This window comes from Odoribacter sp. N54.MGS-14, from assembly GCF_000980295.1.
GTDB classification, from domain to species: Bacteria; Bacteroidota; Bacteroidia; order Bacteroidales; family Marinifilaceae; genus Odoribacter; species Odoribacter splanchnicus.
Map to the genome: position 1 here is coordinate 1 of NZ_LARL01000053.1, position 24,273 is coordinate 24,273.

General features: G+C 42.9%; 23 protein-coding genes. 12 read left to right on the top strand and 11 right to left on the bottom strand.

All coding sequences use genetic code 11. The features are described from left to right. The 3 genes from WS42_RS10650 to WS42_RS10660 form a co-directional block, all read right to left on the bottom strand. A partial coding sequence (locus WS42_RS10650) for a SusC/RagA family TonB-linked outer membrane protein (RefSeq protein ID WP_286728475.1) occupies positions 1-1,478 on the bottom strand: 1,478 nt, incomplete at its 3' end. A 232-nt stretch (positions 1,479-1,710) separates the two neighbouring features. Beyond that, complete coding sequence (locus WS42_RS10655; protein WP_046451082.1) at positions 1,711-2,871, bottom strand: FecR family protein; 1,161 nt, start codon at positions 2,869-2,871, stop codon at positions 1,711-1,713. Positions 2,872-3,343: 472 nt separating this feature from the next. Further along, positions 3,344-3,946 (bottom strand): RNA polymerase sigma-70 factor, encoded by a 603-nt coding sequence (locus tag WS42_RS10660; RefSeq protein WP_022159915.1) that lies wholly within the window; start codon positions 3,944-3,946, stop codon positions 3,344-3,346. Between the two features lie 677 nt (positions 3,947-4,623). Between WS42_RS10660 and WS42_RS10665 the strand changes: the two genes are divergently transcribed. Next, a complete protein-coding gene (locus tag WS42_RS10665; protein WP_046403342.1) occupies positions 4,624-6,027 on the top strand; it encodes an alanine/glycine:cation symporter family protein in 1,404 nt (467 codons plus the stop codon). Positions 6,028-6,154: 127 nt separating this feature from the next. Beyond that, a complete protein-coding gene (locus WS42_RS10670; RefSeq protein WP_013611955.1) occupies positions 6,155-6,532 on the top strand; it encodes a RidA family protein in 378 nt (125 codons plus the stop codon). A 70-nt stretch (positions 6,533-6,602) separates the two neighbouring features. On the opposite strand, the gene WS42_RS10675 is transcribed toward WS42_RS10670, so the two are convergent. Next, positions 6,603-7,007, bottom strand: a complete 405-nt coding sequence (locus WS42_RS10675; RefSeq protein WP_013611956.1) for an HsmA family protein — start codon at positions 7,005-7,007, stop codon at positions 6,603-6,605. Positions 7,008-7,069: 62 nt separating this feature from the next. After that, entirely contained in the window at positions 7,070-7,468 is a 399-nt protein-coding gene (locus WS42_RS10680; RefSeq protein WP_046403339.1) for a hypothetical protein, read from the bottom strand. A gap of 219 nt (positions 7,469-7,687) precedes the next feature. Between WS42_RS10680 and rbr the strand changes: the two genes are divergently transcribed. The 7 genes from rbr to WS42_RS10715 all read left to right on the top strand — a co-directional run bounded on the left by rbr (position 7,688) and on the right by WS42_RS10715 (position 14,703). After that, entirely contained in the window at positions 7,688-8,260 is a 573-nt protein-coding gene (gene rbr / locus WS42_RS10685; RefSeq protein ID WP_022159529.1) for a rubrerythrin, read from the top strand. 173 nt (positions 8,261-8,433) lie between these two features. Beyond that, on the top strand, positions 8,434-9,852 hold the full coding sequence (locus WS42_RS10690; protein WP_022159528.1) for an MFS transporter: 1,419 nt from the start codon (positions 8,434-8,436) through the stop codon (positions 9,850-9,852). A 92-nt stretch (positions 9,853-9,944) separates the two neighbouring features. Further along, the gene (locus WS42_RS10695; protein WP_046403378.1) at positions 9,945-10,892 is read left to right on the top strand and encodes an NAD(P)H-dependent flavin oxidoreductase; all 948 of its coding nucleotides are present in this window, start codon (positions 9,945-9,947) and stop codon (positions 10,890-10,892) included. A 30-nt stretch (positions 10,893-10,922) separates the two neighbouring features. Further along, positions 10,923-12,161, top strand: coding sequence for a M16 family metallopeptidase (locus WS42_RS10700; protein ID WP_046451083.1), 1,239 nt, complete (start codon positions 10,923-10,925; stop codon positions 12,159-12,161). Positions 12,162-12,201: 40 nt separating this feature from the next. Further along, positions 12,202-13,482: a M16 family metallopeptidase gene (locus WS42_RS10705; protein ID WP_046403336.1), complete on the top strand. Its 1,281-nt coding sequence runs from the start codon at positions 12,202-12,204 to the stop codon at positions 13,480-13,482. A 102-nt stretch (positions 13,483-13,584) separates the two neighbouring features. Further along, a complete protein-coding gene (locus WS42_RS10710; RefSeq protein ID WP_022159525.1) occupies positions 13,585-14,112 on the top strand; it encodes a DUF4251 domain-containing protein in 528 nt (175 codons plus the stop codon). 69 nt (positions 14,113-14,181) lie between these two features. Then, on the top strand, positions 14,182-14,703 hold the full coding sequence (locus WS42_RS10715) for a DUF4251 domain-containing protein (RefSeq protein WP_022159524.1): 522 nt from the start codon (positions 14,182-14,184) through the stop codon (positions 14,701-14,703). 262 nt (positions 14,704-14,965) lie between these two features. Here WS42_RS10715 and WS42_RS10720 read toward each other — a convergent pair whose 3' ends face one another. After that, positions 14,966-15,571, bottom strand: coding sequence for an NAD(P)H-dependent oxidoreductase (locus tag WS42_RS10720; protein WP_022159727.1), 606 nt, complete (start codon positions 15,569-15,571; stop codon positions 14,966-14,968). 293 nt (positions 15,572-15,864) lie between these two features. Between WS42_RS10720 and WS42_RS10725 the strand changes: the two genes are divergently transcribed. Together WS42_RS10725 and WS42_RS10730 are read left to right on the top strand one after the other, a co-directional pair. Further along, positions 15,865-16,764, top strand: coding sequence for a DUF2156 domain-containing protein (locus WS42_RS10725; protein ID WP_046403332.1), 900 nt, complete (start codon positions 15,865-15,867; stop codon positions 16,762-16,764). A 19-nt stretch (positions 16,765-16,783) separates the two neighbouring features. After that, positions 16,784-17,854: a GNAT family N-acetyltransferase gene (locus WS42_RS10730; protein WP_046451084.1), complete on the top strand. Its 1,071-nt coding sequence runs from the start codon at positions 16,784-16,786 to the stop codon at positions 17,852-17,854. Positions 17,855-17,856: 2 nt separating this feature from the next. Here the strand turns inward: WS42_RS10730 and WS42_RS10735 are convergent, their stop codons facing one another. Further along, a complete protein-coding gene (locus WS42_RS10735; RefSeq protein WP_046403327.1) occupies positions 17,857-18,957 on the bottom strand; it encodes an energy transducer TonB in 1,101 nt (366 codons plus the stop codon). Next, a complete protein-coding gene (locus WS42_RS10740) occupies positions 18,950-19,522 on the bottom strand; it encodes an RNA polymerase sigma factor (protein ID WP_022159731.1) in 573 nt (190 codons plus the stop codon). Before WS42_RS10740 ends, WS42_RS10735 begins: the two co-directional genes overlap by 8 nt. Positions 19,523-19,923: 401 nt before the next feature. On the opposite strand from WS42_RS10740, the gene WS42_RS10750 reads away from it, so the two are divergent. Beyond that, positions 19,924-20,181 (top strand): hypothetical protein, encoded by a 258-nt coding sequence (locus WS42_RS10750; RefSeq protein ID WP_013611971.1) that lies wholly within the window; start codon positions 19,924-19,926, stop codon positions 20,179-20,181. Between the two features lie 731 nt (positions 20,182-20,912). Here the strand turns inward: WS42_RS10750 and WS42_RS10755 are convergent. The 3 genes from WS42_RS10755 to WS42_RS10765 form a co-directional block, all read right to left on the bottom strand. Next, positions 20,913-22,253, bottom strand: a complete 1,341-nt coding sequence (locus WS42_RS10755) for an alpha/beta hydrolase family protein (protein ID WP_022159733.1) — start codon at positions 22,251-22,253, stop codon at positions 20,913-20,915. 212 nt (positions 22,254-22,465) lie between these two features. Beyond that, entirely contained in the window at positions 22,466-23,035 is a 570-nt protein-coding gene (locus WS42_RS10760) for an RNA polymerase sigma factor (protein ID WP_022159734.1), read from the bottom strand. Positions 23,036-23,443: 408 nt separating this feature from the next. Further along, positions 23,444-24,175 (bottom strand): TlpA family protein disulfide reductase, encoded by a 732-nt coding sequence (locus WS42_RS10765; protein WP_286728476.1) that lies wholly within the window; start codon positions 24,173-24,175, stop codon positions 23,444-23,446. Between the last annotated feature and the right edge of the window lie 98 nt (positions 24,176-24,273).

Consider the following 24,273-nt stretch of genomic DNA (forward strand, 5'->3'; position numbering starts at 1 on the left):
GGATTATAAATAGGTTTTGTACCTTGAAAATTTGCTTTTTCATAATTACTCAATACCTCTTTGACAGAGCCATCTTCATTATAAGCCCGCCAATAAGGATTCAAACGGGCATATTCTGAGAATGTTCCGTAGGGTGATTCTTTCGATTTATTAAAAGTCACTGAAAGTTGTTCTGTAAAAAGGAGTGATTTGTATCGATATGATAAATTAAAACCGGCAGAAATTACTTCACGACTAGAACCTTTCATGACACCAGCCACATTATTATATTGAAAATCGATCCCATAACGAACCACATCATCTCCTCCTTCGAACATCAAAGAATGTTTATGCCCTACACCTACTCGCAACGGCTTATCCAACCAATAAGTATTCACACCCCTCAATACTTCCTTATATAATGCCTCATACTTTTCATCATACATTTGCTGTGTATAGGGATGTCCAAATTGATCCGTATAGATGCCTGCTCGTTTTTCTATTTCCAACTTCTCCGCAGCATCCGCCAAATTATAGCTGGAAAGATCAGGCATCTGAAGATTCAGGTTTCCGGTATAAGAAACCCTCATTTTCCCTTTTTCCGGTGCTAAAGTTTCAATCACAACCACCCCATTCGCACCTTTGGAACCATACAATGCCTTGGCCGTAGCATCTTTTAACAAAGTGATAGAAGCCACCCGGTTCATATCCATATCCATTACTTTTTCAATGCTTTGTTCAAAACCATCTACAATAAACAATGGCTGGTTCGGGTTAGTTTGATACTTGTCTTTCATATCCGTAAAACTGGACGCCCCTCGCATTTGAATCTCCGGCATTCGGTTAGGATCGGAACCGAAATCATTACTCTCGATGACTTGGAAAGAAGGATCTATATTCTTCAACGATTGCAGGATGTTCTGATTGCCTACCCGCTGCAATTCTTCTTTCTTTATCGTAGTTACAGCACCGGTGTAGCTGTCCGCTTTACGGGTAAACATACCGGTCACTACCACCTCTTCCATCTCCGAAGTCTGAGGCTCCAAATAAATCGTAACGGAATTATCCGCTCTTAAAGTGACGAATTGGGAGGCATAACCGATAAAGGTGATTTCCAATTCCTTGTTATCTTCCAATACAGTCAGCTTGAAAGACCCGTCGATATCGGCAGCCGTACCGATGGTAGTTCCTTTGATTTTGACGGTTGCTCCAGGCAACGGTTCTTTCGTGTTTTTATCCAACACTTTACCGGTAATCACCCGACTTTTCTGTTGAGGCGCACTCTGTTCCCCTTTGCGAATCACCACATGGTTATTCACAATGCTGTAGTTTATTCCTTTACCTTTCAGGCAATAGTCCAAAATATTGCCGATCTCTTCATTCATAAAATCCACATCCAATGTGCCTAACTGCTCCACATCCCGCGTGTTGTACACAAAGGCCAAATCCGTCCGTTTTTCGATCTCTACAAACAGCTGTTTCACGCTGATATTGTCCATCTTTATACTTAAACGAGTCCGCTGAGAAAATCCGTTTGCCTGTATCTGCAAACAGAAAAATGTTAAAATTAGAGAAAGTTTAGTCATAAGGCATAATTTTCTCACTTTTTCTCTTGAGTAACAAATACCCTTAAGCTTTTTTTTCATACATTTGAAATTTAGTTAATAATTGGTTTTTCAATTATGCTTAAAAGAAGGAACCGCACACGGCCAAATGGACGGTTCCTCTTTTTTATTTAGCCACCACAGTCACATTCTTTCCCTGGATTGCAAAATCCAGTCGCCCCGTTCTTTTCAGTATATCAAAAATATCTTCCACCCGATCAAATTTCCGGAGTTTCGCTGTCAAGGTCATCTGCCTCAACTCCTCCGACTGACAATCATAGGTAAAATCATACCAACGAGACAATTCCTTCATTATATCCTCCAAAGTTTTCTCCCGATAAATAAAATAACCATCCTTCCAGGCAGTATAAAGATCCGTATCCACCTCCCGGACCCGAATCCCGTCCGCCTCTATGACAGCCTGTTGTCCCGGCGTCAGATCACATTCCCGTCCTGCATCATGAATCCGGACAGCACCTTTCACCAAAGTAGTTGCCACGACCTCATCCTGATAATTCCGGACATTGAACTCTGTCCCTAATACAGTGATCCGGGAATCCCCAACACAAACGACAAAAGGCTTGCCCGCCTGTTTGGATACCGAAAAATAAGCCTCCCCTTTCAAGTGTACTTCCCGCTCATGTTCCGGGAAATGTACAGGATAATGCAATTCAGACTCCGCATTCAACCATACTTTTGTTCCGTCTGCCAATACCACAGCATATTCTCCGCCCCGTGGAGTAATCAAACGGTTATATTCTCCGGCTGTTTCTTTTGCATGCTTTTCTCCGTATACCAGTGTATTCCCTTCTTTTTTCACTGTCGTATTTCCAGCCAACAAGGTCTCTTCCGCTTCATCTCCCAACACCACTTTTTCATCGGAACCCAACACCAGAATGGCTTTTTTCCCTCCGGGCTCGATATTTCCTTCCACAACATACGCCTGATCTTTGTCCTGATCACGACGCATAAAAACATAACCGACAGCAATCATCAATACCACCAAAGCAGCATATCCGGCTATCCGGGTCCATAAAAACAAATGTTTGACCGACATTCGGTGAAACAGACGATGTTCTACTTTCTTCCAAGCCTCCTCGGTCTGGTAACGCTGTACACATCCGGCTTGTATCCAATCTTGTCTGTATGCATGAAATAGAAGAAAATGCTGCTCTGATTCTTCCAGCCATTTTTGCAGGACCAACAACTCCTCTTCAGAAGCTGTACCTTCCAGAGAACTGATGATCAAGTGTTGTATATCGGTTTCGTTATCTTTAAAATTGTCCATAAATACTGAAATTTGTATCTAAGACAACTCTATTTTTAAAACTACTTACAGATTTTTGAAAAAATATGACTTTTTCAGTTAAAACAGTGACAACAGTCAGACTTACCCCCTTCATCTCACGGCAGAGTTAACCGACAAAGAAAATACAAGTGGAAATTTGCAGCAATAGAAAGCCGGACTCTCCGGATTATTTCCAGGAAGAATGATCTTTCTCAAATCAAGACTAGTCTGCAATTCAGTGATAACGTAAGTCGGAGGTGTTCGTGTTCGGGGACCATTGGAGCTTTGGCGAGTGTCATCTTGCTTTTTCTGAACGCCCGACCGGTGGTGTCTGAGCGAAGCGAGTTCCGCCGGTCAGTGAAAGAAAGAGCCAGACGACCGACAGAAGCGACCGGGTCGACAATTCCGATCACCGGAGACGAATTGGTAACGAAATAAACCTACGATAAGTTTACGAACTTTATCCCCTGGTCTAAACCCTTTCTCCTCTAAGAAGGAACAACCAAAATATTGCGCTACCTCTCAAATGGGCTAATTCTTCCCGCAGACGTTTCATAGCCCGGTAAAGCTGAGCTTCCACCGTACGTACAGAGATTCCTAATTCAACCGCGATTTCCTGGCTTTTTTTACCGGAAAACCGGCTGAGAAGAAATATTTGACGACATTGGAAAGGCAAACCATCGATTGCCCGATTTATTTCTTTAAACACGATTTCCTGATTTTCTTTATCTATAAAATACTTTATGTTGTTTTCATCTTTAGAACCCTGTTTTTGAATAAATTCCCAGAAAGCCAATTTTACTTTTTCATGTTTTAACGAATTGAGAGCAGCGTGATAGACAGAGCGATACAAATAAGCCTTCATCGATTCCCGGATATCGATCTCTTCCCTTTTTTCCCACAGCATACAAAATAAATTCTGTACAAGGTCCTCCGCCATATCCCGATCCCTGACAATAGATTCGGCATAAAGACACAAACGCACATACCACATCCGGAACAATTGTCCAAACGCTTTCTTATCTCCCCTGACAATTGCCTTTATCAAAACCTCTGTATGTTCATTTACCTCCATGGATTCCAGAAAAACGTTCGATTAATTTAGTCGAACCTTTATCTGGTGACAAAGAAAAAAATTTAATTCAAGTAATCCTACAATTTACGACGGATTATTTCGAAAAATTCTTCTAAGCGTCTCTTCAGACAATACTCCATATCGTTACAAGAATCCTCTGGACAAGTATTCAAAACGATTACATCTTGTATATATAGAAAGGCAATTATATATATTTACACTTATAGAGGTAGGTCTATTCCGTTACTAGTTCGTCTGCGGTAATCGGAATTGGCGACCCGATCACTTCTGTCGGTAGTCTGTCTTTTTCTTTCACTGACCGGTGGTGTCTGACGGAAACGTAACGTAAAGTTTTTTTGCGAAGTGAGGAGTTCCGCCGGCCAGTGAGTTCTTCTCTTGCTCGGAAAAACAAAATCTTTTGTTTTTCCGAGCAAGAGAAGAACCGATGAAATCAACGGAAGCCTTACCGGACTGTTCCAGGCGAACCGGTCTGACGATATAAAACCCGGAAGCGGAATAGAAAAAAATAAATCTACATTTAGGGTAAACATGTATATAAACACCAAAATCTATTCTTCAACAAACTATATCGAATCGTTTAAAATATAAAATAACAAGACATTTTTTCAATCATTCCGTAGAAACACCAGAAAGAAAGAGGTCAAAACTAAAGAGCTATGTTAGAAACATTGAATAACTGGATTATTTCTGCGAACGATTGGATTTGGACATACCTATTAATTATCCTTCTGATTCTGATCGGTTTATATTTTACGTTTAAAAGCCGTTTTGTACAATTCCGCTATTTCGGAGAAATGTTCAGGTTATTAGGCCAGGGAGTCAGTAACGGCAAAGGTAAAAATTCCGTTTCTTCGTTCCAGGCTTTCTGTATAGCGACCGCCTCCCGGGTAGGAACGGGTAATTTAGCCGGAGTAGCGACTGCCGTTGCTTTAGGAGGTTCCGGGGCTGTTTTCTGGATGTGGGTACTGGCCCTGATCGGTTCTGCCTCGGCTTTCGTCGAGTCGACTTTAGCTCAAATTTATAAAGAAAAAGGTGAACGCTCATTCATCGGAGGCCCCGCCTTCTATATCGGAAAAGGACTAAAAAAGAAAGGCCTGGCCCTGCTTTTCGCCTTCATTATTATCATCACTTTCGGCTTGGTCTTCAATTCCGTCCAAGCCAATACCATCGCAATCGCTTTTCACGAGATATACGGAACCGGCCAATTAGGTCCGGCCATCATCCTGACCTTTTTCACGCTAATCACTATTTTCGGAGGGATACACCGGATAGCACGGGTAGCGGGTATCATCGTTCCGTTTATGGCGATTGCCTATATTTTAGTGGCCTTATTCATTTTATTCAATCATATGACCGCTATCCCGGCCCTGATCGGCCATATTTTCTCTAATGCTTTCGGAATAGAGCAAGTTGTCGGTGGAGGACTCGGGGCAACGATCATGCAAGGAGTAAGGCGAGGCTTATTTTCCAACGAAGCGGGGATGGGTTCCGCTCCCAATGCTGCAGCCACAGCAACCGTTTCCCATCCGGTAAAACAGGGGCTGATACAAGCCCTGAGTGTATTCACCGACACCATTGTCATTTGTAGTTGCACCGCTTTTATCATCTTACTTTCGGACCTTCCTCTCGATGGAACCTTGAAAGGCATTCAACTGACCCAGGCCGCCGTCGGCCATGAAATCGGTCCCTTCGGAGCTCAGTTTATCGCTTTCTGTATTCTTTTATTCGCCTTCAGTTCGATTGTCGGCAATTATTCCTACTGTGAAACCAATTTGTTCTTTATATCACGGCATCCGGCCGGTCTGCAAATCTACCGGATAGCCGTCGGAGGAATGGTGTTTTTCGGTTCGGTAGCCGGTTTGGACATCGTCTGGAATCTGGCAGACCTATTTATGGCCCTCATGACCCTGATCAACCTGATCGCCCTCATCTTTCTTGGTCATTTAGCTTTAAAAGCCCTAAAAAACTACAACGATCAAAAACGCCGGGGTATCAAAAGCCCGGTATTCAAAGCCAGCGATATCCCGGAAATAGAAGACCAACTTTCTGAATGGAAGTAGTGCTGAGCGTGAATCTTATTTTATTGTTAAAATAGCGCATTCTTCTTATAACGATTCCGAATATCTGATTTCATTTTTTAATTTTGTGACAACATTTATAAAAGTCAAATTCTTAAAATAGAGCATCATGAAAAAAGTTATTAATTCACCGAAAGCACCGAAAGCGATCGGTCCTTACAGCCAAGCTATTGAAGTAAACGGAATGATCTATATCAGCGGTCAGCTGCCCGTAGACGTAAATACCGGTAAATTCGCCGAAGGCGGTATCCAGGAACAAACCGAACAATCTTTAAAAAACATCGGTTATATTCTCGAAGCTGCCGGTTGTACTTATGATAATGTAGTAAAAACTACCTGTTTGCTAAGCGACATCGCTAATTTCAAAGCCATGAACGAAGTCTACGCAAAATATTTCACCCAGGATTGCCCGGCTCGTGCTGCTTTTGCCGTAAAAGATCTGCCTATGGGAGCTTTGGTTGAAATCGAAGTCGTAGCTGCCAAATAAGTAGCATACGACATTCCGGTTGATCAGCGTTCTTTCTTCCTAATCAAGTTTGAAGGACCGCTGATCATTTTTATATCTTCGCCGTCATTCCCAGATAAACCCCGATAAAATAAGGAATCAGCCATACCCACCAAACAATGACACTGAAACGACTGAAATTGCGTTTCGCCCGGGCGGAACCTTTCCGAAATGTCCAGAAAGCCCACAACGCATGAATCGCCATTAGAAACACGGCAATACTACCTAAAACAGCATGTAAACGGTTGTCCTGACCGGTAAGCCGTACCAGCTCTGCCATAAAAGCAGTACCGACAAAATCACACACCAAACCTAATCCAAAAGCAGTCACGTGCCACCCTTTCAAACGCCCCTGTATACGTTCACTCCATACCCCTACGGAATAAAAGATCAAAGCCATTGAAATAATAACGATCGCAGCCAACAAAAACTCATCATCATACGTTGTCAATCCCATGTCATTTGTATTTACTTATAACAAATACGCACAAACCGACAAACATGTTTCTGACAATCCAACTAACTTTTATCCTCATAAGTCGTCAGCCATTGCTTCAATTCAGTGGTCCGGTTCATCCGGTCCATAGAAAATTCCTGACTACGGATATCGATGACCTCGTATAATTCGATGATCTTCCGATAGAGGATCGCCTGAATCCCGGCATCTGTCAGCCTCCGGGCATCCCGGTAAATCAATTCGGTCAACATTTCCAATTTATAGATCGGATCGTCTGCAAAAAAAGTCGTGATCTCTTCGGTATCGGCCTGGATAAACCAATCCCGGTCTTTGTTGAAATAAGAAGCATACATTCCGGCATAAGGCGACTCGTCGTTCATCTGGCGCTTACCGTCCCGGACATCGTCCAATTCCTCGAAGAAAGTCTTTATAACTGTGGCTATCAAATCTCTTGCTAACATAGTGGTTTCGAGTTGCTGAATTTTAGGTAAAGATATAAGCTTTCGATTAAAAACGATAGTTTTAAAGAAAAAATTTATCTGCCTGATTCTTTGCATCCAACTATTTTTTATAAATAATCTCTATAAATTTATAAAAATAAAGTATTTGTTTATTACTTTTATATGCGTTAAAATTGCAGTGTAAAAGTGCGATACTAAATCATTTTAATCAATAAGACTATGAGTATTAAAGGAACGAAAACCGAACAAAATCTGTTAAAATCATTTGCCGGAGAGTCACAGGCCCGGAGCCGTTATACTTTTTTTGCCAGTGTAGCTAAAAAAGAAGGTTATGAACAAATCGCCGGTGTTTTCATGGAAACTGCCGAGCAGGAAAAAGAGCACGCGAAGAAATTCTTCAAATACCTCGAGGGAGGAATGGTAGAAATTACCGCCAGTTATCCGGCCGGTATAATCAGTACGACAGCTGAAAATCTGAAAGCAGCCGCCGATGGAGAGAATGAAGAATGGGCAGATCTGTACCCGGAATTTGCTCAAATAGCACAGGAAGAAGGTTTCCCGCAAATCGCCAATACTTTCCGTCAGATTGCAAAGGTCGAAGCCGAACACGAAGCTCGCTACCGCAAACTACTGAAACGGGTAGAAACCGGTAAAGTTTTCGAACGGGATGAAGAGATCGAATGGCAATGCCGTAATTGCGGATACGTATTGAAAGGCAAGAAAGCTCCGATGAAATGCCCGGCATGCGAACATCCTCAGGCTTATTTCGAACCGAAAAAAAATAATTATTAAGAATTTAACAAAACAATGTAAATTATATCAACCCGGCAGCGCTATTTACCGGAAAATATCAAATTTATATCGTTTGCAAGCCAAAAAGAGTCGTTAAAAACGGCTCTTTTTTATTTATTTCTTATAACTTTGGCGGCATCGTGGGGATTATATTTTAATCTAAATAAAAAACTATGACTGAAAAAATTTACAAACTTTTGAAAGACTCTCCTGCTATGCGCTGGACAGCCTTGGTGTTATTAGCCTCGGCGATGTTCTTTGCCTACATGTTCGTAGACATCTTATCACCTCTACAGGCCATGTTGCAAGAAACAAAAGGCTGGGACCCGGCAGCCTACGGGACCTATCAGGGAAGTGAAACCTTTTTGAATGTATTTGTTTTCTTCCTGATCTTTGCCGGTATTATCCTGGATAAAATCGGAGTACGTAACACCGCCTTACTATCCGGCGCCCTGATGGTAATCGGTGCTTACCTCAAATACTGGGCCGTATCCGAGGGTTTCACCGGAGGGGCTACCGATGAATATCTCAAAAATTTCTGGAATTTCTTCCCTTTCTATGAAGGCATGCCTTCTTCGGCTAAAATGGCTGCTTTAGGCTTTATGATCTTCGGTTGTGGGGTAGAAATGGCAGGTATAACCGTATCGAAAGGTATCGTCAAATGGTTTAAAGGTAAAGAAATGGCTTTGGCGATGGGACTGGAAATGGCTATCGCCCGTATCGGTGTTGCAGCAGCCGTACTGATCTCTCCGGCAATCGCCAATATGGGAGGTGTAAAAGATGTGTCCCGCTCTGTTTTATTCTGTGTCATCCTATTGCTCATCGGTTTTATTGCTTTCTGTGTCTATTTTGTCATGGACAAAAAACTGGAAAAACAAATGGGAGAAAGTGGAGAAGAACCGGAAGAACCCTTCCAAATCAAGGACCTGGGATTGATTTTTTCCAGTAAAGTATTCTGGATCGTCGCCTTACTGTGCGTGTTATATTATTCCGCGATTTTCCCATTCCAGAAATATGCCATCAATATGTTGCAATGTAATCTGGATTTTACAGCCGAAAAAGCAGGTATGATCTTTTCTGTATTTCCCTTAGGAGCGGCAGCCATTACACCGCTATTAGGTAACTTCCTGGATCGTAAAGGGAAAGGTGCTTCGATGTTAATCTACGGAGCTTTTCTGATGATTATCTGTCATCTGGCTTTTGCCCTGGCCTTACCGGCTTTAAAAGGCAGTATTGCCGGGCCGATCGTCGCTTTCACCTCTATCGTGCTGTTAGGAATTTCTTTCTCTCTGGTACCGGCTGCGTTATGGCCCAGTGTTCCCAAATTGGTAGACAACCGTCTATTGGGTTCTGCTTATGCCGTGATATTCTGGATTCAGAATATCGGTTTATTCGCTTTCCCGATGATCATCGGGAAAGTATTGGCAGCAGTAAACCCCGGTATCGAAGATCCGTTGCAATATAACTACACCGTTCCGATGCTGATTTTCGCCAGCCTCGGCGTATTCGCACTGTTCCTGGGTCTGTGGTTAAAAGCAGAGGACAAGAAAAAAGGATATGGTTTGGAATTACCCAATATCAAGAAAGATTAGAAATAAGAAATGATAAATCAGATAACGGGAATTACGATGTAATTCCCGTTATTTTTTGTAAATTTGTTGAATAGTTGCAAAACAAGTAAATGATGAATAGAATCACTCAATTATTCGGTATCGAATATCCCATCATCCAGGGAGGAATGGTATGGTGCAGTGGCTGGCGGCTGGCTTCGGCCGTAAGTAATAACGGAGGTCTCGGTTTATTAGGCGCCGGCTCGATGCATTGCGATACGTTAACGGAGCATATCCGCAAGATGAAAGAGGCCACTGACCGCCCATGGGGGGTAAATGTGCCGTTACTTTATCCGGAAATCGATAAACTCATGGGAATACTAGCGGACGAACAGGTAAAGATCGTGTTCACTTCTGCCGGTAGCCCTAAAAAATGGACTTCTTTTTTGAAATCTCACGGTATGACGGTCGTTCACGTCGTCAGCAGCGCCTTATTCGCTCAAAAATGTGAAGAAGCCGGATGTGATGCCATAGTTGCCGAAGGCTTCGAAGCAGGAGGACATAACGGACGGGAAGAAACCAGTACGCTGACTCTGATCCCGAACGTCGCTGCTCATTGCCGCCTTCCACTGATCGCTGCAGGGGGTATCGCTTCCGGTAAAGCAATGCTGGCCGCCATGATATTGGGAGCCGAAGGGGTACAGATCGGAAGCCGGTTCGCCGTAGCTACCGAATCGTCCGCTCATCCGAATTTCAAACAGCAGGTGTGGAAAACTCCTGAAGGAGGGACGATGCTGGCCCTGAAAAAAATAGCCCCAACCCGATTGATTAAAAATGAATTTTACGAACAAGTCAAAACACTGGAAGACCAAGGAGCAGACTCCGATACCCTGAAAGAGCTGCTGGGCAAAGGAAGAGCTAAACAAGGGATCTTCGAAGGCAATCTGGCAGAAGGCGAACTCGAAATAGGACAAATCGCTTCGATGCTCAAGGGCGAAGAAAGTGTTGCCGAGATCATGCAGGACTTGCTCCGGGATTATAACCAAAGTATAAACCGATGCAGCAATTCAGTCTCCTTCTGACTTCCGGCAAAATAAAAATAATGATATACTATGATCCAATTTTCCCGTCATATTCTCGATAATGGCCTGACAGTTATTTGCCATACCGACAAAAGTACCCCTTTCGTCTCGGTAAACGTACTTTATAAGGTCGGTTCACGCAATGAACAAGCGGACAAAACCGGTTTCGCCCATTTATTCGAACACCTGATGTTCGGCGGTTCCACTCATATCGAAGACTATGACAAACATGTGCAGCTGGCCGGAGGAGAAAGCAATGCCTACACGACCAATGACCTGACCAACTATTACACCACCATACCTGCCTCGAATATCGAGACAGCTCTTTGGCTGGAATCCGACCGTATGGCAGGTTTGAACCTTTCGCCATCTTCCCTGGATATACAAAAACATGTCGTTATCGAAGAATTCAAACAACGCTATCTGAATAATCCTTACGGAGACCTATGGCTGAAGCTGCGTCCCCTGGCTTACAAAGTGCACCCTTATCGATGGGCTACGATCGGAGTATCGCCGGAACATATAGAAAGGGCAACTCTGGAAGATGTCGGGGCTTTTTTCCGGCAATTCTATGCACCCGACAACGCAATCGTCAGCATCTGCGGTAATATCGCAGAAGACAAGGCTTTAGAGTTGGTAAAAAAATGGTTCGGCGACATTCCACCAGCCCACAGACCGGTTAGTCACATCCCTGCCGAACCCCGGCAAACAGAGGAACGCCGTTCGATCGTCCCGGATAACAATGTGCCGGCAGACGCTATTTATAAGGTATTTCACATGGGTGGACGGGATAGCGACGATTTTTATGCCTGTGATATCATCTCCGACATTTTATCCAACGGGCAATCTTCACGTCTCTATGTCAACCTGATCAAAAACCAACGTTTATTTTCCGGTATAGACGCCTATGTCTCGGGCGACCGGGATCCGGGATTATTCATTTTCAGTGGCAAACTATCCGAAGGTATCGACATCCGTCAGGCAGAAGCGGCAATAGACCAGGAAATCGAGCATTTTATAAAGGATGAAATTACCGTTCGGGAGGTGGAAAAAATCATCCATAAAACCGAAGCCCGCATCTCTTATAGTGAAATCAGCTATCAAAGTAAAGCCAGCAATCTAGCCTTTTTCGAGTTTCTAGGAGACGTCGACCTGATCAATACAGAAGGTAAACGTTATAACGATATTACGGTCGACAAAATCAAAACTACTGCCAGGGAACTATTCCGAAAAGAAAATTGTTCTACCCTTTGGTATCTGAAAAAATAACTGTTTTCACGACAGAAAAAGATAATCTAAAACCAAGCCTATGATGCCCAACCGAAATATAGCCCCAAGAATAACTCCGCTATCCACTCCGACCCTCCTGCCCTACCAATGCCTGATATTGGCCAACGGAACAGAAATCTTTTACCTGAACGATCCATTACAGGAAGTTTTTAAAATCGACGTTGTCTTCGAGGCCGGAATCTATTATCAATCCCAACCCCTGGTTGCCTCGACTACAGTCAATATGCTGAACGAAGGCACATTGCACCATTCAGCAGAAGCAATCGCCGACCAGTTCGACTATTACGGGGCCTATGTGGATTTCAGTTGTGGCCTGAATAAAACCGAAGTAAGCCTGCTTTCCCTGAATAAATATGCCACAGAAACATTGACCATGCTGGCAGAAATCATTACAGAAAGTAATATTCCGGACAAAGAACTCGAGATATACCTGACGAATAAACGCCAGGAATACTTGGTCAACCTGGAAAAAACCAGCTATCTGGCCAAACAAAAATTTTCCGCCCTGATCTTCGGGGAAGATCATCCCTATGCCAACCGGATCGAGGAAAGTGATTATCAACGAATCACCGTTTCCCTCATCCGCGATTTTTATCACCGGTATTATCAAGCCGGACAATTCCGGATTTTTATTTGTGGTCATGTAAACGAAGGACTGTTAAATACGGTAACCCGTTTATTCGGAAATCTTCCCATTCCGTCCCCCGGGAATATTTCAAAAAAACTACCGTTTCATGCAGCTCAACCAGGCCGTTATCATGTATCCAAAGAAAACTGTGTCCAATCCAGCATCCGCATCGGTAAATCCAGTGTACGGCTGACAGACGACGATTATGCCGGTTATATGCTTTTGAACACAATTTTGGGTGGTTATTTCGGATCACGCCTGATGTCGAATATCCGGGAAGAAAAAGGATATACTTACGGGATCGGCTCTTTCAATGTCTCTCTGCCCCAAAGAAGTTATTGGAGTATCACCACCGAAGTCAATAACGAATATACAGAAGCAACGATCGAGGAAATCTTTAAAGAAATACACAAACTCCGGACAGAAACAGTGCCTGCCGAAGAACTGAATCTGGTGAAAAATTATTTATACGGCGATTTACTCCGTGAATTAGACGGGGTATTCGCTCAAAGCGATTCCTTAAAACATAAACTGAATTACGGTTTGGACAATAGCTTTTATATCGGGATCATTGAAAAAATCAGACAATGCACCCCCGAAGCGATACTGGAATTGGCCGACAAATATTGGAACCCTGAAGAGATGTATATCGTCACTGCCGGACAACCTTAACCTACCCGGTAAGGGACAGGAGATCGGCCGGAAGATGGAAATACATGATTCGTTTGGTATAGTTTTTGTTTTCTAATTATCAAACAACTAAATAATAAGACCATGAAAAAACTTATTTTTATTTCGTTATTATTCTCTATTCTGTCCCTCTCTGTTTCCGCACAGAAACCCACCAAGGCAGAAAAAGCAGCGCAACTGGAACAAGAATTTCAGCAGACCCGGCAATTGATTGAAAGCAATCATTTCCAATTCGAACTCAACCGGGTATATCCCCAGGGTGGCCAAGATCTCAGCCGTTTCAATCCCAGAGGTAAGTTCGTTATTACCGACTCGGTCGCTAAAGGTACCCTTCCCTTTTTCGGCCGGGCTTATTCCCTTCCCTACGGTGAAGGCGGAGGCATTGAATTCGACGGGGTGATGAAGGACCAATCCCTGAAAATCGAACACAAAAAGAAAAGAAAAATCCTGATTTACCGTTTTTCTATCACCGCCAAAAACGATACATACCAGATTTCCATGGAAATTTCAGGAGGTGGGAATTGCTCGGTAAACCTGAACAGCAACAATCGGGCACAAATTTCCTATTCCGGGACCGTCAGTCCGGTTAAAGACGAAACAGGAAAGTCGTAAAAATCGTTCCCCGGACAGTGCAACCCGATATCGGAATTACCGTACAACTGAGAAATAAATCTTTATGGTATGGTAAAATTCTTTTTCACCGGTTTGCTCTTCTGGGGTATCTTTCTCTCCCCGACAGCCCAAAACAACCAACGAATCACCAATTTCGGCATTATAAAAGAAAAAGTCGACAGCAATCGGTTCAAAATGCAATATACGATTGCAACGACTCATCACACTTTTTATCTACAACCAACCACTCCCTACAGTGACCAAAATATTCGGATCGCTCAAGACAGTGCATTCGTAATTATCCGCGACAGCATCGCTGCCGGATATCTACCGTATTTCGGAAGCGGCTATTCTATCCCCCAAACCGGAAACAGAGGAATCATTTTCAGTAATACGATGCAGGATTTGACCCGACAAACACGCGGAAAAGGAAGACGCCAGAGTATTTTCTATCAATTCAGCGTCGTCGGAAAAAACGATACTTATAAACTCAGCATAGATATCAGACACGACGGCACTTGTTACCTCTTCATCAACAGCCTCAAACGCAGCCCAATCTCCTACACCGGACAAATCGTGGAGCAGGGATAGAGTTGCTGGGGTAATAGAGTTGCTGAGTTACTGAGTTACTGAGTTGCTGAGTTAATTGAGTTACTGAGTTGCTGAGTTAATTGAGTTATTGAGTTTATAAGTTGTTTAGCTTCTAATGTTGTGATCTACAATTATTTAGTTGTAATTATCCTCTGTAACTTTTGTTCCCCTTTAACTCTCTAACTTAGTAACTCTCTAACTCAGTAACTCTCTAACTCAGTAACTCTATTAACTCAACAACTCTATTAACTCAGCAACTCTATTAACTCAGCAACTTATCATAAATCAGCTTCAACACATTAACATGAGCTTCCCGTTCGCTTTTCGAAGAACCGTCTAAGTGTCCGAAAAAGCGATGTTCTGCAACTTCTATTCCACAAAATTCAAAAATTCCCTGATCGGAAGTTTGTTTCATCGATTGCAACATTCCAATCTTGTCATAATAATCATAAGGAAATCCCATGTTATTGAGGATAACGACCTTTTTACCTGCCAGGAGCCCCTGTAACTGCCCTTCCTCATCCATATTATAAGCAAATCCTTTGGTAAATACCCGGTCGATATATCCTTTCATCAGAGCAGGCATACCGGTCCACCAAATCGGATATATAAAAGTCAATAAATCAGCCCACTGGATATAATCCTGTTCTACTTTCACTTCTTCCGGAATTTGACCGTGTTTTACCGCATCGAAATCGGATTGCTCTAAAACCGGATGAAAACCGATATTATACAAATCCCGGACATTCATTGCATTTCCGGACATTTCTGTCAACTCCATCACCGCCTCTTTATAAGCTGCACTCAAAGATTTAGGGTTCGGATTACAATAAATAATCAAATGTTTGAGTTGTTTTTTTGCTTCCATAGTTTTCTGTATTATCACAAAACAAATAATTTCAAAGTATCTTCCTTAATTAAACGCAGACTTTCCTACCCTTGTTGCAAAACCATTTGACAAAACTCGGAAAAATAGGTTTGAAGTGTAATTAGTTTGTAAAACTCTATCCATTGCTATCGTTTTACCCATTTTCCCCGTCAATCCTTCCTGAAATTTTAAAACATTTTTATACTTGAATTCGTTTGCATATAAAAATATACAGATTAGGAGTTATTTCTACTAAAAATAAAATATTTTCGCATCATAAAACAGAATAATATATGATTGATTTTAAACCGATCGCAACAACTGATAAAGAATTACTTACCTCGTTTATACTTCCTTCGGACGAACAAGACTGTGACTTTTCCTTTGCTAATTTATGCAGTTGGCATTTCATGACGGAATCCAGTTATGCCCTTATCGAGGATCATTTAGTGATTCGTTTCGTCACTTCTGAAGGCAACCATGAATATTTCATGCCTTTGGGAGAAGGAAGTCCGATTCCGGTTATTGAAGCTTTGGAGGCGTGTGCCCTCTCTGAAAACGAACCCTTGTGTTTACGGGGAGTACAACCGAAGATACAAGATAAATTGGAGCAATACTTCCCCACTTTATTCGAATATACGAGCAACCGGGATTATTTCGATTATATTTACCGTCGTCAGGATCTGGCCGAATTAAAAGGCAAGCATTATCAGCCCAAACGGAATCATGTCAATAAATTCAGGAAAGAGTACCGATACAAGTATGAGCCGTTAACCCCGGACCTTATTCCGGTATGCTTACAGTTCGAATCGGAATGGTGTATGAAACACGGCTATATCGAAAACGAAAACATCCGGAACGAACGGCGGGCTTTGACTTATGCCTTACATCATTTCGAAGAACTGGATTTGACAGGCGCTGTGATCAGTGTCGACGACAAGATTGCAGCTTTCACTTTCGGAGCCCCTATCAGCTACAACACCTTCGGAGTGCATTATGAAAAAGCAGATATCAATATCGACGGTATTTACAGTGCGATCAACCAAGAATTTGCATCACATCTACCGGAACAATACATTTACCTGAACCGTGAAGAAGATCTGGGTATTCCCGGTCTTCGCCAGGCAAAACTTTCTTATCATCCTGTATTATTACTCGAAAAGACGAAGGCCGTCAAAAGACAGGCCATTTGAAAACACTAAATCCGGAGAGATGAATAAAAAACAGCAAGTTATGGAATTATGGCGCCGGTGTTTTGAAGACACGGACGAATTCATTCGGTTTTACTTCGAACGAAAGTACAGCAACGCCAACTCACTGATTTACGAAGAAAACGGGAAAGCCCTGTCGGCTCTGCAAATGCTTCCCTATCCCATGCGTTGGGAAAATGTCACGGTCGATACGTCTTATATCTCGGGAGCATGTACCCTACCCGATGTCCGCAACCGGGGCTTTATGACCCTGCTCCTCCAGAATGCTTTGCAGGAGATGTACGACCGTGGGATTGCATTCAGCACCCTGATTCCAGCTGAAGATTGGTTATTCGGTTATTATGCAGGCCAAGGATATGTTACCGTCTTCGATTATGCCCTTCACACTTATACACCTGCTAATCAAACTATGCCAAACACTTTTTCACTCATTACTTCCGATCGTTTCGACGCAAACTTTGCCCGGAATTTATTTCCCTATTTCGACCAGGAGATGAGTAAAAGGAATTATTGTATCCAACATCCTTATAACGATTATATTACCATTGTCGAAGAAGCTTACCTGTCGGAAGGACAACTCTGGGCTACTTACCGCCAAAATGTACCGACCGGTTGGGCCTTGGCTGTACCTGAAAAGGACAGGGTTTGTGTCAAAGAATTGTTATTCGACACCGAACAGGAGAAAGCAGGGCTCCTACAAAACATTCATGCCCTTTGGCCTGACAAAACCTTAGTTTACAAAACTCTCCCTGCAGTTTCAGGTAACATCAGTCTGGGTATGGCCCGTCTGACACATGCCCCACAAATGTTGCAATATTTTGCCCGGCTTCATCCGGAAGTCGCTTTCACACTCAAGCTGAACGACCCGCAAGTACCGTCCAATAACGGCATATATACCATTGCCGGCGGGAATTGTATGCACACAGACCAAATTTCCGGACCGATCGACAGTGAAACGGATATTCCGGTCCTTACCAAAGCCTTATTAGGGTATCATCCTGATCTCTTACCGGCTCCTTTAAACCGATTATTCCGGGAAGCAAGGCCCTATATGAACTTAATGTTGGATTAGATTTACTCTGTAGCAGGAAGTTTGAACGGGATTGTCAGTAAAATTTCCTTTTCTGTATTTTCCCATTTACCGGGATATTCTTCTACCAAACGAATTGCCTCACGGTTACACGAGGGCGATAAACGTTGAATGAGTTTGATCCGGGCAGGTAAACCTTTTCGATTCAAGCGCACGGTCAATTGTATCTCGCCTTGCAGTTTTTCCAAACGGGCATCTTCGGGATAACGCAAAGAATCCGCTACATAACGGTTGAATTCTTTCATCCATCCGGCATGATCTATGACAACTTCTTGTCTGAATTTCCTCTCACCTGCTCCTCTGCTTTTCGCATGGACAATCCTTGTCCGACGCTCTTTACGGGTATTTTTTTCCAACATAAGGCTATCCAAGTATACAGATTTCGTTCCTACGGCATCGGCATCGTTTTTTTTCTTTTTATCTTTCTTTTGGGTATCTGCCTTAGGCAAAGTCACTGCATATCCGGTTATCGGCTGTTTCCGCCGAAGATCGGCCGGTTTCAGAACACAAGAGTCAAACGCTTGCCTAGCCGCTTCGTTTGTGACGGCCATTGCTACAGGCTCCGACAATACATCCGCACTTCCGGATTCATCGGATTCCGAATCCATATCCTCAACAGCTTGCACTTGTCGGTAAAATACTTGTTTTTTCTCAGCTATTTTCCCGATAATCTTCCGTACAGGCAGAGTTACGGTATCGGTCACACCTCGTTCATCCAGCTGTGCCGCCATCAATTGTAAACTATCCGGACGAATAATCGGTTCACTTTTATCCATTTCTGCCACGACAACTTCTTGTTGCCGAAGGGCACTCTTGTTCATCAAGATAACCGCAAGTCCCGCCAGCAACAGCAAAGAAGCCGCTGCCACCCAGCGATATAAACGCACAGTCTTATTCCCTTCCCTTTTCTTCATTCGTTTTTGCAACTGCTGTACGATTTTCTCATGATCCGCCTTCACAGTAGTCAATCCTTCGACAGCTTCATACAAAAAAGGATCAGACAACATCTCCCGTTCGAACCGGTTAGCTCGCTTTCCGGTTCTTTCTCCCTGAAGATATTCCCATATGTCGCTTTGTCTACTCATTGGCCTTTATTCCTTTTCGTTCGAGACACAATTGCAAATTACGTTTTCCATTCTGTATAAAGCTTTTGACCATCTTCAAAGTAAAACCCGAAGTTTGCCCGATTTCTTTATAAGACAGTTCATCCATAAAAAAATAACGAATGCAAAGCCGTTGTTTCTCAGGCAAAGCTTCCATACACTCCTGTAATGCTTTCTCCTGCCGATCGGTCTCTCTGCTGTATTCAAGATTAAAGTCATCGCAAAATTCCATAAATTTTTCGTCTAATCCGACAAAATTATTTCCACTCCGCCGTCGCAATTCCATTAAGCAATAATTGCGCACACAACTATACAACCAGGCTTTAAATACCTGTATGTCGTGATGCAATACTTTTTCGAACAGCTCTTCCCAAATCTGCATCACAGCATCCTGAGCATCCGGTACATTCTTCAGATACTTCAAAGTCACGCCGTATACCAAAGGCATATAACGCTCGTACAACCCGATTAAATAGTCCGGTTTCCGAGTACGGCGATAAAAGCTCAACAACTCTGCGTCACTGTATTTATGGAGATCTTTATTCACTAGCCAATAAATGGTTTACAAAGATAAAATAAATTCATTTATATAGAGACCGAATTTTAAATTCGATTTCTCTACCCAGAAAAAGGAAACGGTTTCGTTGCTTAGCCTTCAATTCGAATCAACGACTAAAGTTTTTTAACAGGAACTGCAAATCCTCTCAACAAGAACGGAGTAAATCTCAGCAAACCGAAAATTTCTAAACAACTAAAATCCAGAATTAAATGTTTTATAAAGTCCTTGAACCCTGCGGGTGCTTTTTCAACAGTCGCTGATACGGCCGGCCGGAACCGAAGGTTCGTTAAAAAGAGACCACAGACTTTATTAAATTCCGAAAAGTCACCTAACCCTAAACCGGGTTCTAACGTTAAAACCATTGAAACGAATCAATAAATTTTAATCGTATGCAAGAAGAATACAAACCTGCCGCAATTTATTCACCGATATCTATCGGAAACTGGATTATCTCACTGATTTTGACAATGATCCCGATCGTTAATATTATCATGCTGTTTGTCTGGGCTTTCAGTAACGGTACTAATCCTACAAAAGCCAATTGGGCAAAGGCTGCATTAATACTTATTCTGGTTTGGATCATCCTGGGAATTATCTTCGGAGGATATTTTATGCGAATGTTTTACGGGAATTATCCGACATATTAAAAAGATTACAGATAGACAGACGTCAAGCCTAAACGTTTTTTTAGTTACAACGGTTACAGTAGTTAAAATTAACCTTTAGGGGACCTTTTTAACTATTGAAACCGCTGGAACTATTTAAGATGCAGACATTTATTGTTTAGAATTCCTTCATCATTACTTAGAGAACCGAAAATTCTGTTGCGATAAAATCCTTCGGATTTTCTGTTGAAAATTTTATCTTAAAGTTCGAATTGCAGAATAAAAACAGGTATTTATAAGCACAAATATGTATATAACTGCCTATTTTAGTATTTTTCACCGTATAGTCAACGAATACTGGCTTATCTTTACAAACTGCTCATTCTCTCCCCTAAGTGAGTAAAGGGCGACTTATTTTTGTAGTAGCGAATTATAAATCTTAAATTTACTGCTATAAAAACTATAATTTGCAAAATGAATCGTGCACATTTATAAAACGAAATGTGTACAATTTATTCGGTCAACTATACGACATACACACACAATTACATATGATACACACCGAACAGCAGACGAAACCCTTCCTCCGGCATTGCTTGCAGCAGTTTACAGCTCTCTTTATCTCTGTCAACACCATATTTCTTCATAATACGCCCTTCGATGAAACAACAAAGATAGCGAAATACTCACAAAAAAGCCATTCCAACGCTTTCCAACTCTTTTCGAAGCACCGGAATGACTTAACACCATTCAAACTATTCCCCCGACTTATATTATTTCAGTTGATTCAACCAGTTGACAATCTCCTGCAGCACTGCCGGAGCAATGGTCTCTTCAATATCGGAATACTCTACGGGAGAACCGGTAACGGCAGGCTGGAACATGTGGTTCAAGCCTGGGAAAACAATGGTCTTCACCTGAGTGTTACCATTCTCTGAAATCCCTTTCCTGATAAACTCCAGATTTTCCACCGGCACCTGACAATCCTTGTCTCCATTGAGTGCCAACACCGGGCATGTAATTTCCGGGAAATCCCACTCGGGATTGTATTTCAACAACTCGATCTTGGCTACATTATACAACTGCTGCGTCGTTGCGGCTGCCTGACCGGCCAAAGGAGTACCATTGAAAAGTTCGGTTAGCTTCCGTTCACAAGTGGCAGCATCTCCCGATTGCAAAACAATATCCTGCGCCTGACGCATATAGTTGTTGTATTTTTCAATAAAATCCTCTTTTACACCGGAAACCTTCAATAATGCCGCCCGCTGCATCAACAACAGTTCGCTGCCGCTTACGCCTCCGCCCGCCAAAGTGATGATAAAAGGCACCTCTTTCCGGGCAGCCATACTGAATGCCACGAAAGCGCCTTCGCTATGCCCGATGACTCCTACACTGTCGGCATTGATTTCCGGACGTTGTTTCAGGTAATTAACCGCAGCCACAGCATCCGCATCTGCATCCGGTAAACCGCTTTCCTTCAAATTGCCGCCGGACTTTCCGACACCACGGTCATCCACACGCAAGGTGGCTATCCCGTGACGGGCCAGATAATCCGCCAGAACGAAAAAAGTTTTGTGCTCTGAAAAAGTGTTATTGCGATCCTGACCGCCACTGCCGGAAACCAACACCACGGCCTTGCACCTGGCTCCACTGGCTGGCCAAGTCAATGTTCCCGCCAAGGTGACTCCATCATCCGCATTCTGAAAAGTCACCTCTTCCGAATGATAAGAAAAAGGCTCTTTCGGAGTCTGCGGACGCTTGAACACCACCGGCGTGCGGGTAAGAAGAAGCTCGAAATCATATCCTTCCCACAAAAAAGTTCCCTTCAGCGAACCGTCGGCCTGAAGCCTGAGAATACTGCGAGTCTGCGCATCCGCAATATTCACCGTCAAAACATGATCCGCCAATTCTACCGCATCCGCCCGATAGGTCTTTTCCGACAAATCTGGAATCTTCAACGTAACCTGATAGCCACCACCGGCCTTTTCGACATGATACTCCAAACGCAAGCGCATATTCTTCAAATCGGGATAACCATACCACTTACCCGTTATATCCTGTGCACCCAGCGTCAGAGAAACGAATAATAAAAACAAAAGCCAAACAATTTTCATAATATACGATATTAAAATACCAACCATATGTCTATAATACGCGCCACCCGACAAAAAGGGGGGAGTACTTTCCCTTTGACCTCACACGTTTCTCTGTTTTTCATCCGTTCTTCCTTTGGTACTCATCTAGCCACAAAGCCACGAGCTACGGAAGAGTTACAGACGAGCCTGCTTTCAAACCAAAAGGAAAGCAGGAGAAACAACAACTCATATCATGGAAAAATCAAAAATATCAGGAAAGGATTTTCAACCATACGGGCAAGTTTTTGCTTGCCGTTTTTTTTATGCTCCTTGACCGTATCTTCAGAAATCCGCAAACGACTGGCAATTTCCGAAATCTTCAATCCTTCCAATGTAAGCTGCATTACGAGACGGCACTGGGGCGGAAGCTGTTCAATCGCTGCCATCAGATTGGCATAGACATCTTCCTCTAACACTTTTTCCCAAAAACTACCCATTTCAGATGCCGTACCCAACAATTCACGCTGATACCGGTCGCGCACCTGCTGCTTTCTAAAATAACTGACACACCTGTTTTTCAAGGCACTGTAAAGGAAATATTTAACCTCATCGCCACTGATAAAACGGTGGGTAGATTCCAATAACGAAATAAACACATCCTGCACCAGATCACAGGCTATCTGATCGTCTTTTACATATCGGATAGCAATGGATTTCAAGGCTACGAAATAGACACCATATAAATGACGGAATGCCCGGTTATCCTTTTGCGCCAAGTAATGTAGAAGGAGTTCTTCGTTCGGAATACGCATAAAATTCATAAATCAATAAAACAAAGTGCTAACTCTTTTTCTCTATTGTAGAATTTCATTTCCTTATCTTTTCATATTTGATTTCATTCTTGTAAAATTTACCATCACCAAGTTTACGGTCATAAATTTCTGAATTAATAGCAAAATTACTAATAATTTCGAGAATATAATATGATTAAAATTCTGAAAATCAAAAAAGAGTGAATACTTAACATTTCAGTCTGCCTTTCTAATTTTCTGGGTAAATTCGTTTACATCAATGTATAAGGCAACGTAGTGCTCTCCCTGTGGTGTCGGGCATTTAAAAACGCTTGTAGAAAAGGCGTTTGCTAATTAAATGATACGTATGTAAAAAGGGGCAGTCCAGTTTGGGATTGCCCCTTTTTCAAGACTTTGTTTCCGATAGGGAAACAAGCATTAATTCAGGTATTCTGTAACGAAAGCACGCAATTTTTCGGCTCTGATGTTCTTGGCTAAAATGCGGTTGTTTTCGTCCAGTACAATAATCGACGGTACGGCATCGATGTTGTATTGTTTCACCACCTCGCACTTCCATCCTTTCAGCGAAGAGACATGTGTCCACTGCATACCGTCCTTCTTGATAGCCTGCACCCAGGGTACCTTACGTTCGTCCAACGACACGCTGACAATAGCAAGCCCTTTGTCCTTGAAGTCATTGTAGAGTTTCACCATGTTGGGATTCTCCATGCGGCACGGTCCGCACCAGGAAGCCCAGAAATCGATAATTTTCAGTTTTCCTTTCACGCTGTAGAGCGACACTTGTTTTCCTTCTGGAGTGGTCAGGGTGAAGTCGGGAGCGGTGGCGGCGATACTTACCTTCTCGAGGTCAGCGATGCGTTCTGCCAGAATCTTTCCGGGAGCTGTCTCTTTAGCCTTGTCCGAAAGAAGCGCGTAAATCTCCTTCAGGGGTTTCAGCTCCATGATCCGTTCCGAGCCTGCCGTTTGCAGATAGGCTGCAAACACATTATCCGCATTCTTGCGTATCAGAGCATTCATCTTCGCGAAAGCGTTCTCTTGTACCTTGTCGACTTTGTCCTCCAGCTCCTTGGTAGTCTTGAAATGCTTTTTGGCTGCCGCCTCTTCCACTTTCTTCTGCAGGGTGCGGCTTGCGGTATTGGCATCTGCCACAATCTGCTGATATTCGTTGAAGTCCTCCTGGAGTTTTCCTCCATGGATATCGCCGACACCGTCGCGCGTTAGCGTGGCGGTATACTCCTCGCCCGGCT

What these genes read in the sequence shown, in the direction of transcription:
- WS42_RS10760 (WP_022159734.1), bottom strand. Translation starts at nt 23,035, where the DNA reads ATGAATTTTATGCGTATTCCGAACGAAGAACTCCTTCTACATTACTTG.
- WS42_RS10720 (WP_022159727.1), bottom strand. Translation starts at nt 15,571, where the DNA reads ATGGAAGCAAAAAAACAACTCAAACATTTGATTATTTATTGTAATCCG.
- WS42_RS10730 (WP_046451084.1), top strand. Translation starts at nt 16,784, where the DNA reads ATGAATAAAAAACAGCAAGTTATGGAATTATGGCGCCGGTGTTTTGAA.
- WS42_RS10715 (WP_022159524.1), top strand. Translation starts at nt 14,182, where the DNA reads ATGGTAAAATTCTTTTTCACCGGTTTGCTCTTCTGGGGTATCTTTCTC.
- WS42_RS10700 (WP_046451083.1), top strand. Translation starts at nt 10,923, where the DNA reads ATGATCCAATTTTCCCGTCATATTCTCGATAATGGCCTGACAGTTATT.
- WS42_RS10675 (WP_013611956.1), bottom strand. Translation starts at nt 7,007, where the DNA reads ATGGGATTGACAACGTATGATGATGAGTTTTTGTTGGCTGCGATCGTT.
- WS42_RS10670 (WP_013611955.1), top strand. Translation starts at nt 6,155, where the DNA reads ATGAAAAAAGTTATTAATTCACCGAAAGCACCGAAAGCGATCGGTCCT.
- WS42_RS10660 (WP_022159915.1), bottom strand. Translation starts at nt 3,946, where the DNA reads ATGGAGGTAAATGAACATACAGAGGTTTTGATAAAGGCAATTGTCAGG.
- WS42_RS10710 (WP_022159525.1), top strand. Translation starts at nt 13,585, where the DNA reads ATGAAAAAACTTATTTTTATTTCGTTATTATTCTCTATTCTGTCCCTC.
- WS42_RS10695 (WP_046403378.1), top strand. Translation starts at nt 9,945, where the DNA reads ATGAATAGAATCACTCAATTATTCGGTATCGAATATCCCATCATCCAG.
- WS42_RS10755 (WP_022159733.1), bottom strand. Translation starts at nt 22,253, where the DNA reads ATGAAAATTGTTTGGCTTTTGTTTTTATTATTCGTTTCTCTGACGCTG.
- WS42_RS10750 (WP_013611971.1), top strand. Translation starts at nt 19,924, where the DNA reads ATGCAAGAAGAATACAAACCTGCCGCAATTTATTCACCGATATCTATC.
- rbr (WP_022159529.1), top strand. Translation starts at nt 7,688, where the DNA reads ATGAGTATTAAAGGAACGAAAACCGAACAAAATCTGTTAAAATCATTT.
- WS42_RS10705 (WP_046403336.1), top strand. Translation starts at nt 12,202, where the DNA reads ATGATGCCCAACCGAAATATAGCCCCAAGAATAACTCCGCTATCCACT.
- WS42_RS10690 (WP_022159528.1), top strand. Translation starts at nt 8,434, where the DNA reads ATGACTGAAAAAATTTACAAACTTTTGAAAGACTCTCCTGCTATGCGC.
- WS42_RS10665 (WP_046403342.1), top strand. Translation starts at nt 4,624, where the DNA reads ATGTTAGAAACATTGAATAACTGGATTATTTCTGCGAACGATTGGATT.
- WS42_RS10680 (WP_046403339.1), bottom strand. Translation starts at nt 7,468, where the DNA reads ATGTTAGCAAGAGATTTGATAGCCACAGTTATAAAGACTTTCTTCGAG.
- WS42_RS10725 (WP_046403332.1), top strand. Translation starts at nt 15,865, where the DNA reads ATGATTGATTTTAAACCGATCGCAACAACTGATAAAGAATTACTTACC.
- WS42_RS10735 (WP_046403327.1), bottom strand. Translation starts at nt 18,957, where the DNA reads ATGAGTAGACAAAGCGACATATGGGAATATCTTCAGGGAGAAAGAACC.
- WS42_RS10655 (WP_046451082.1), bottom strand. Translation starts at nt 2,871, where the DNA reads ATGGACAATTTTAAAGATAACGAAACCGATATACAACACTTGATCATC.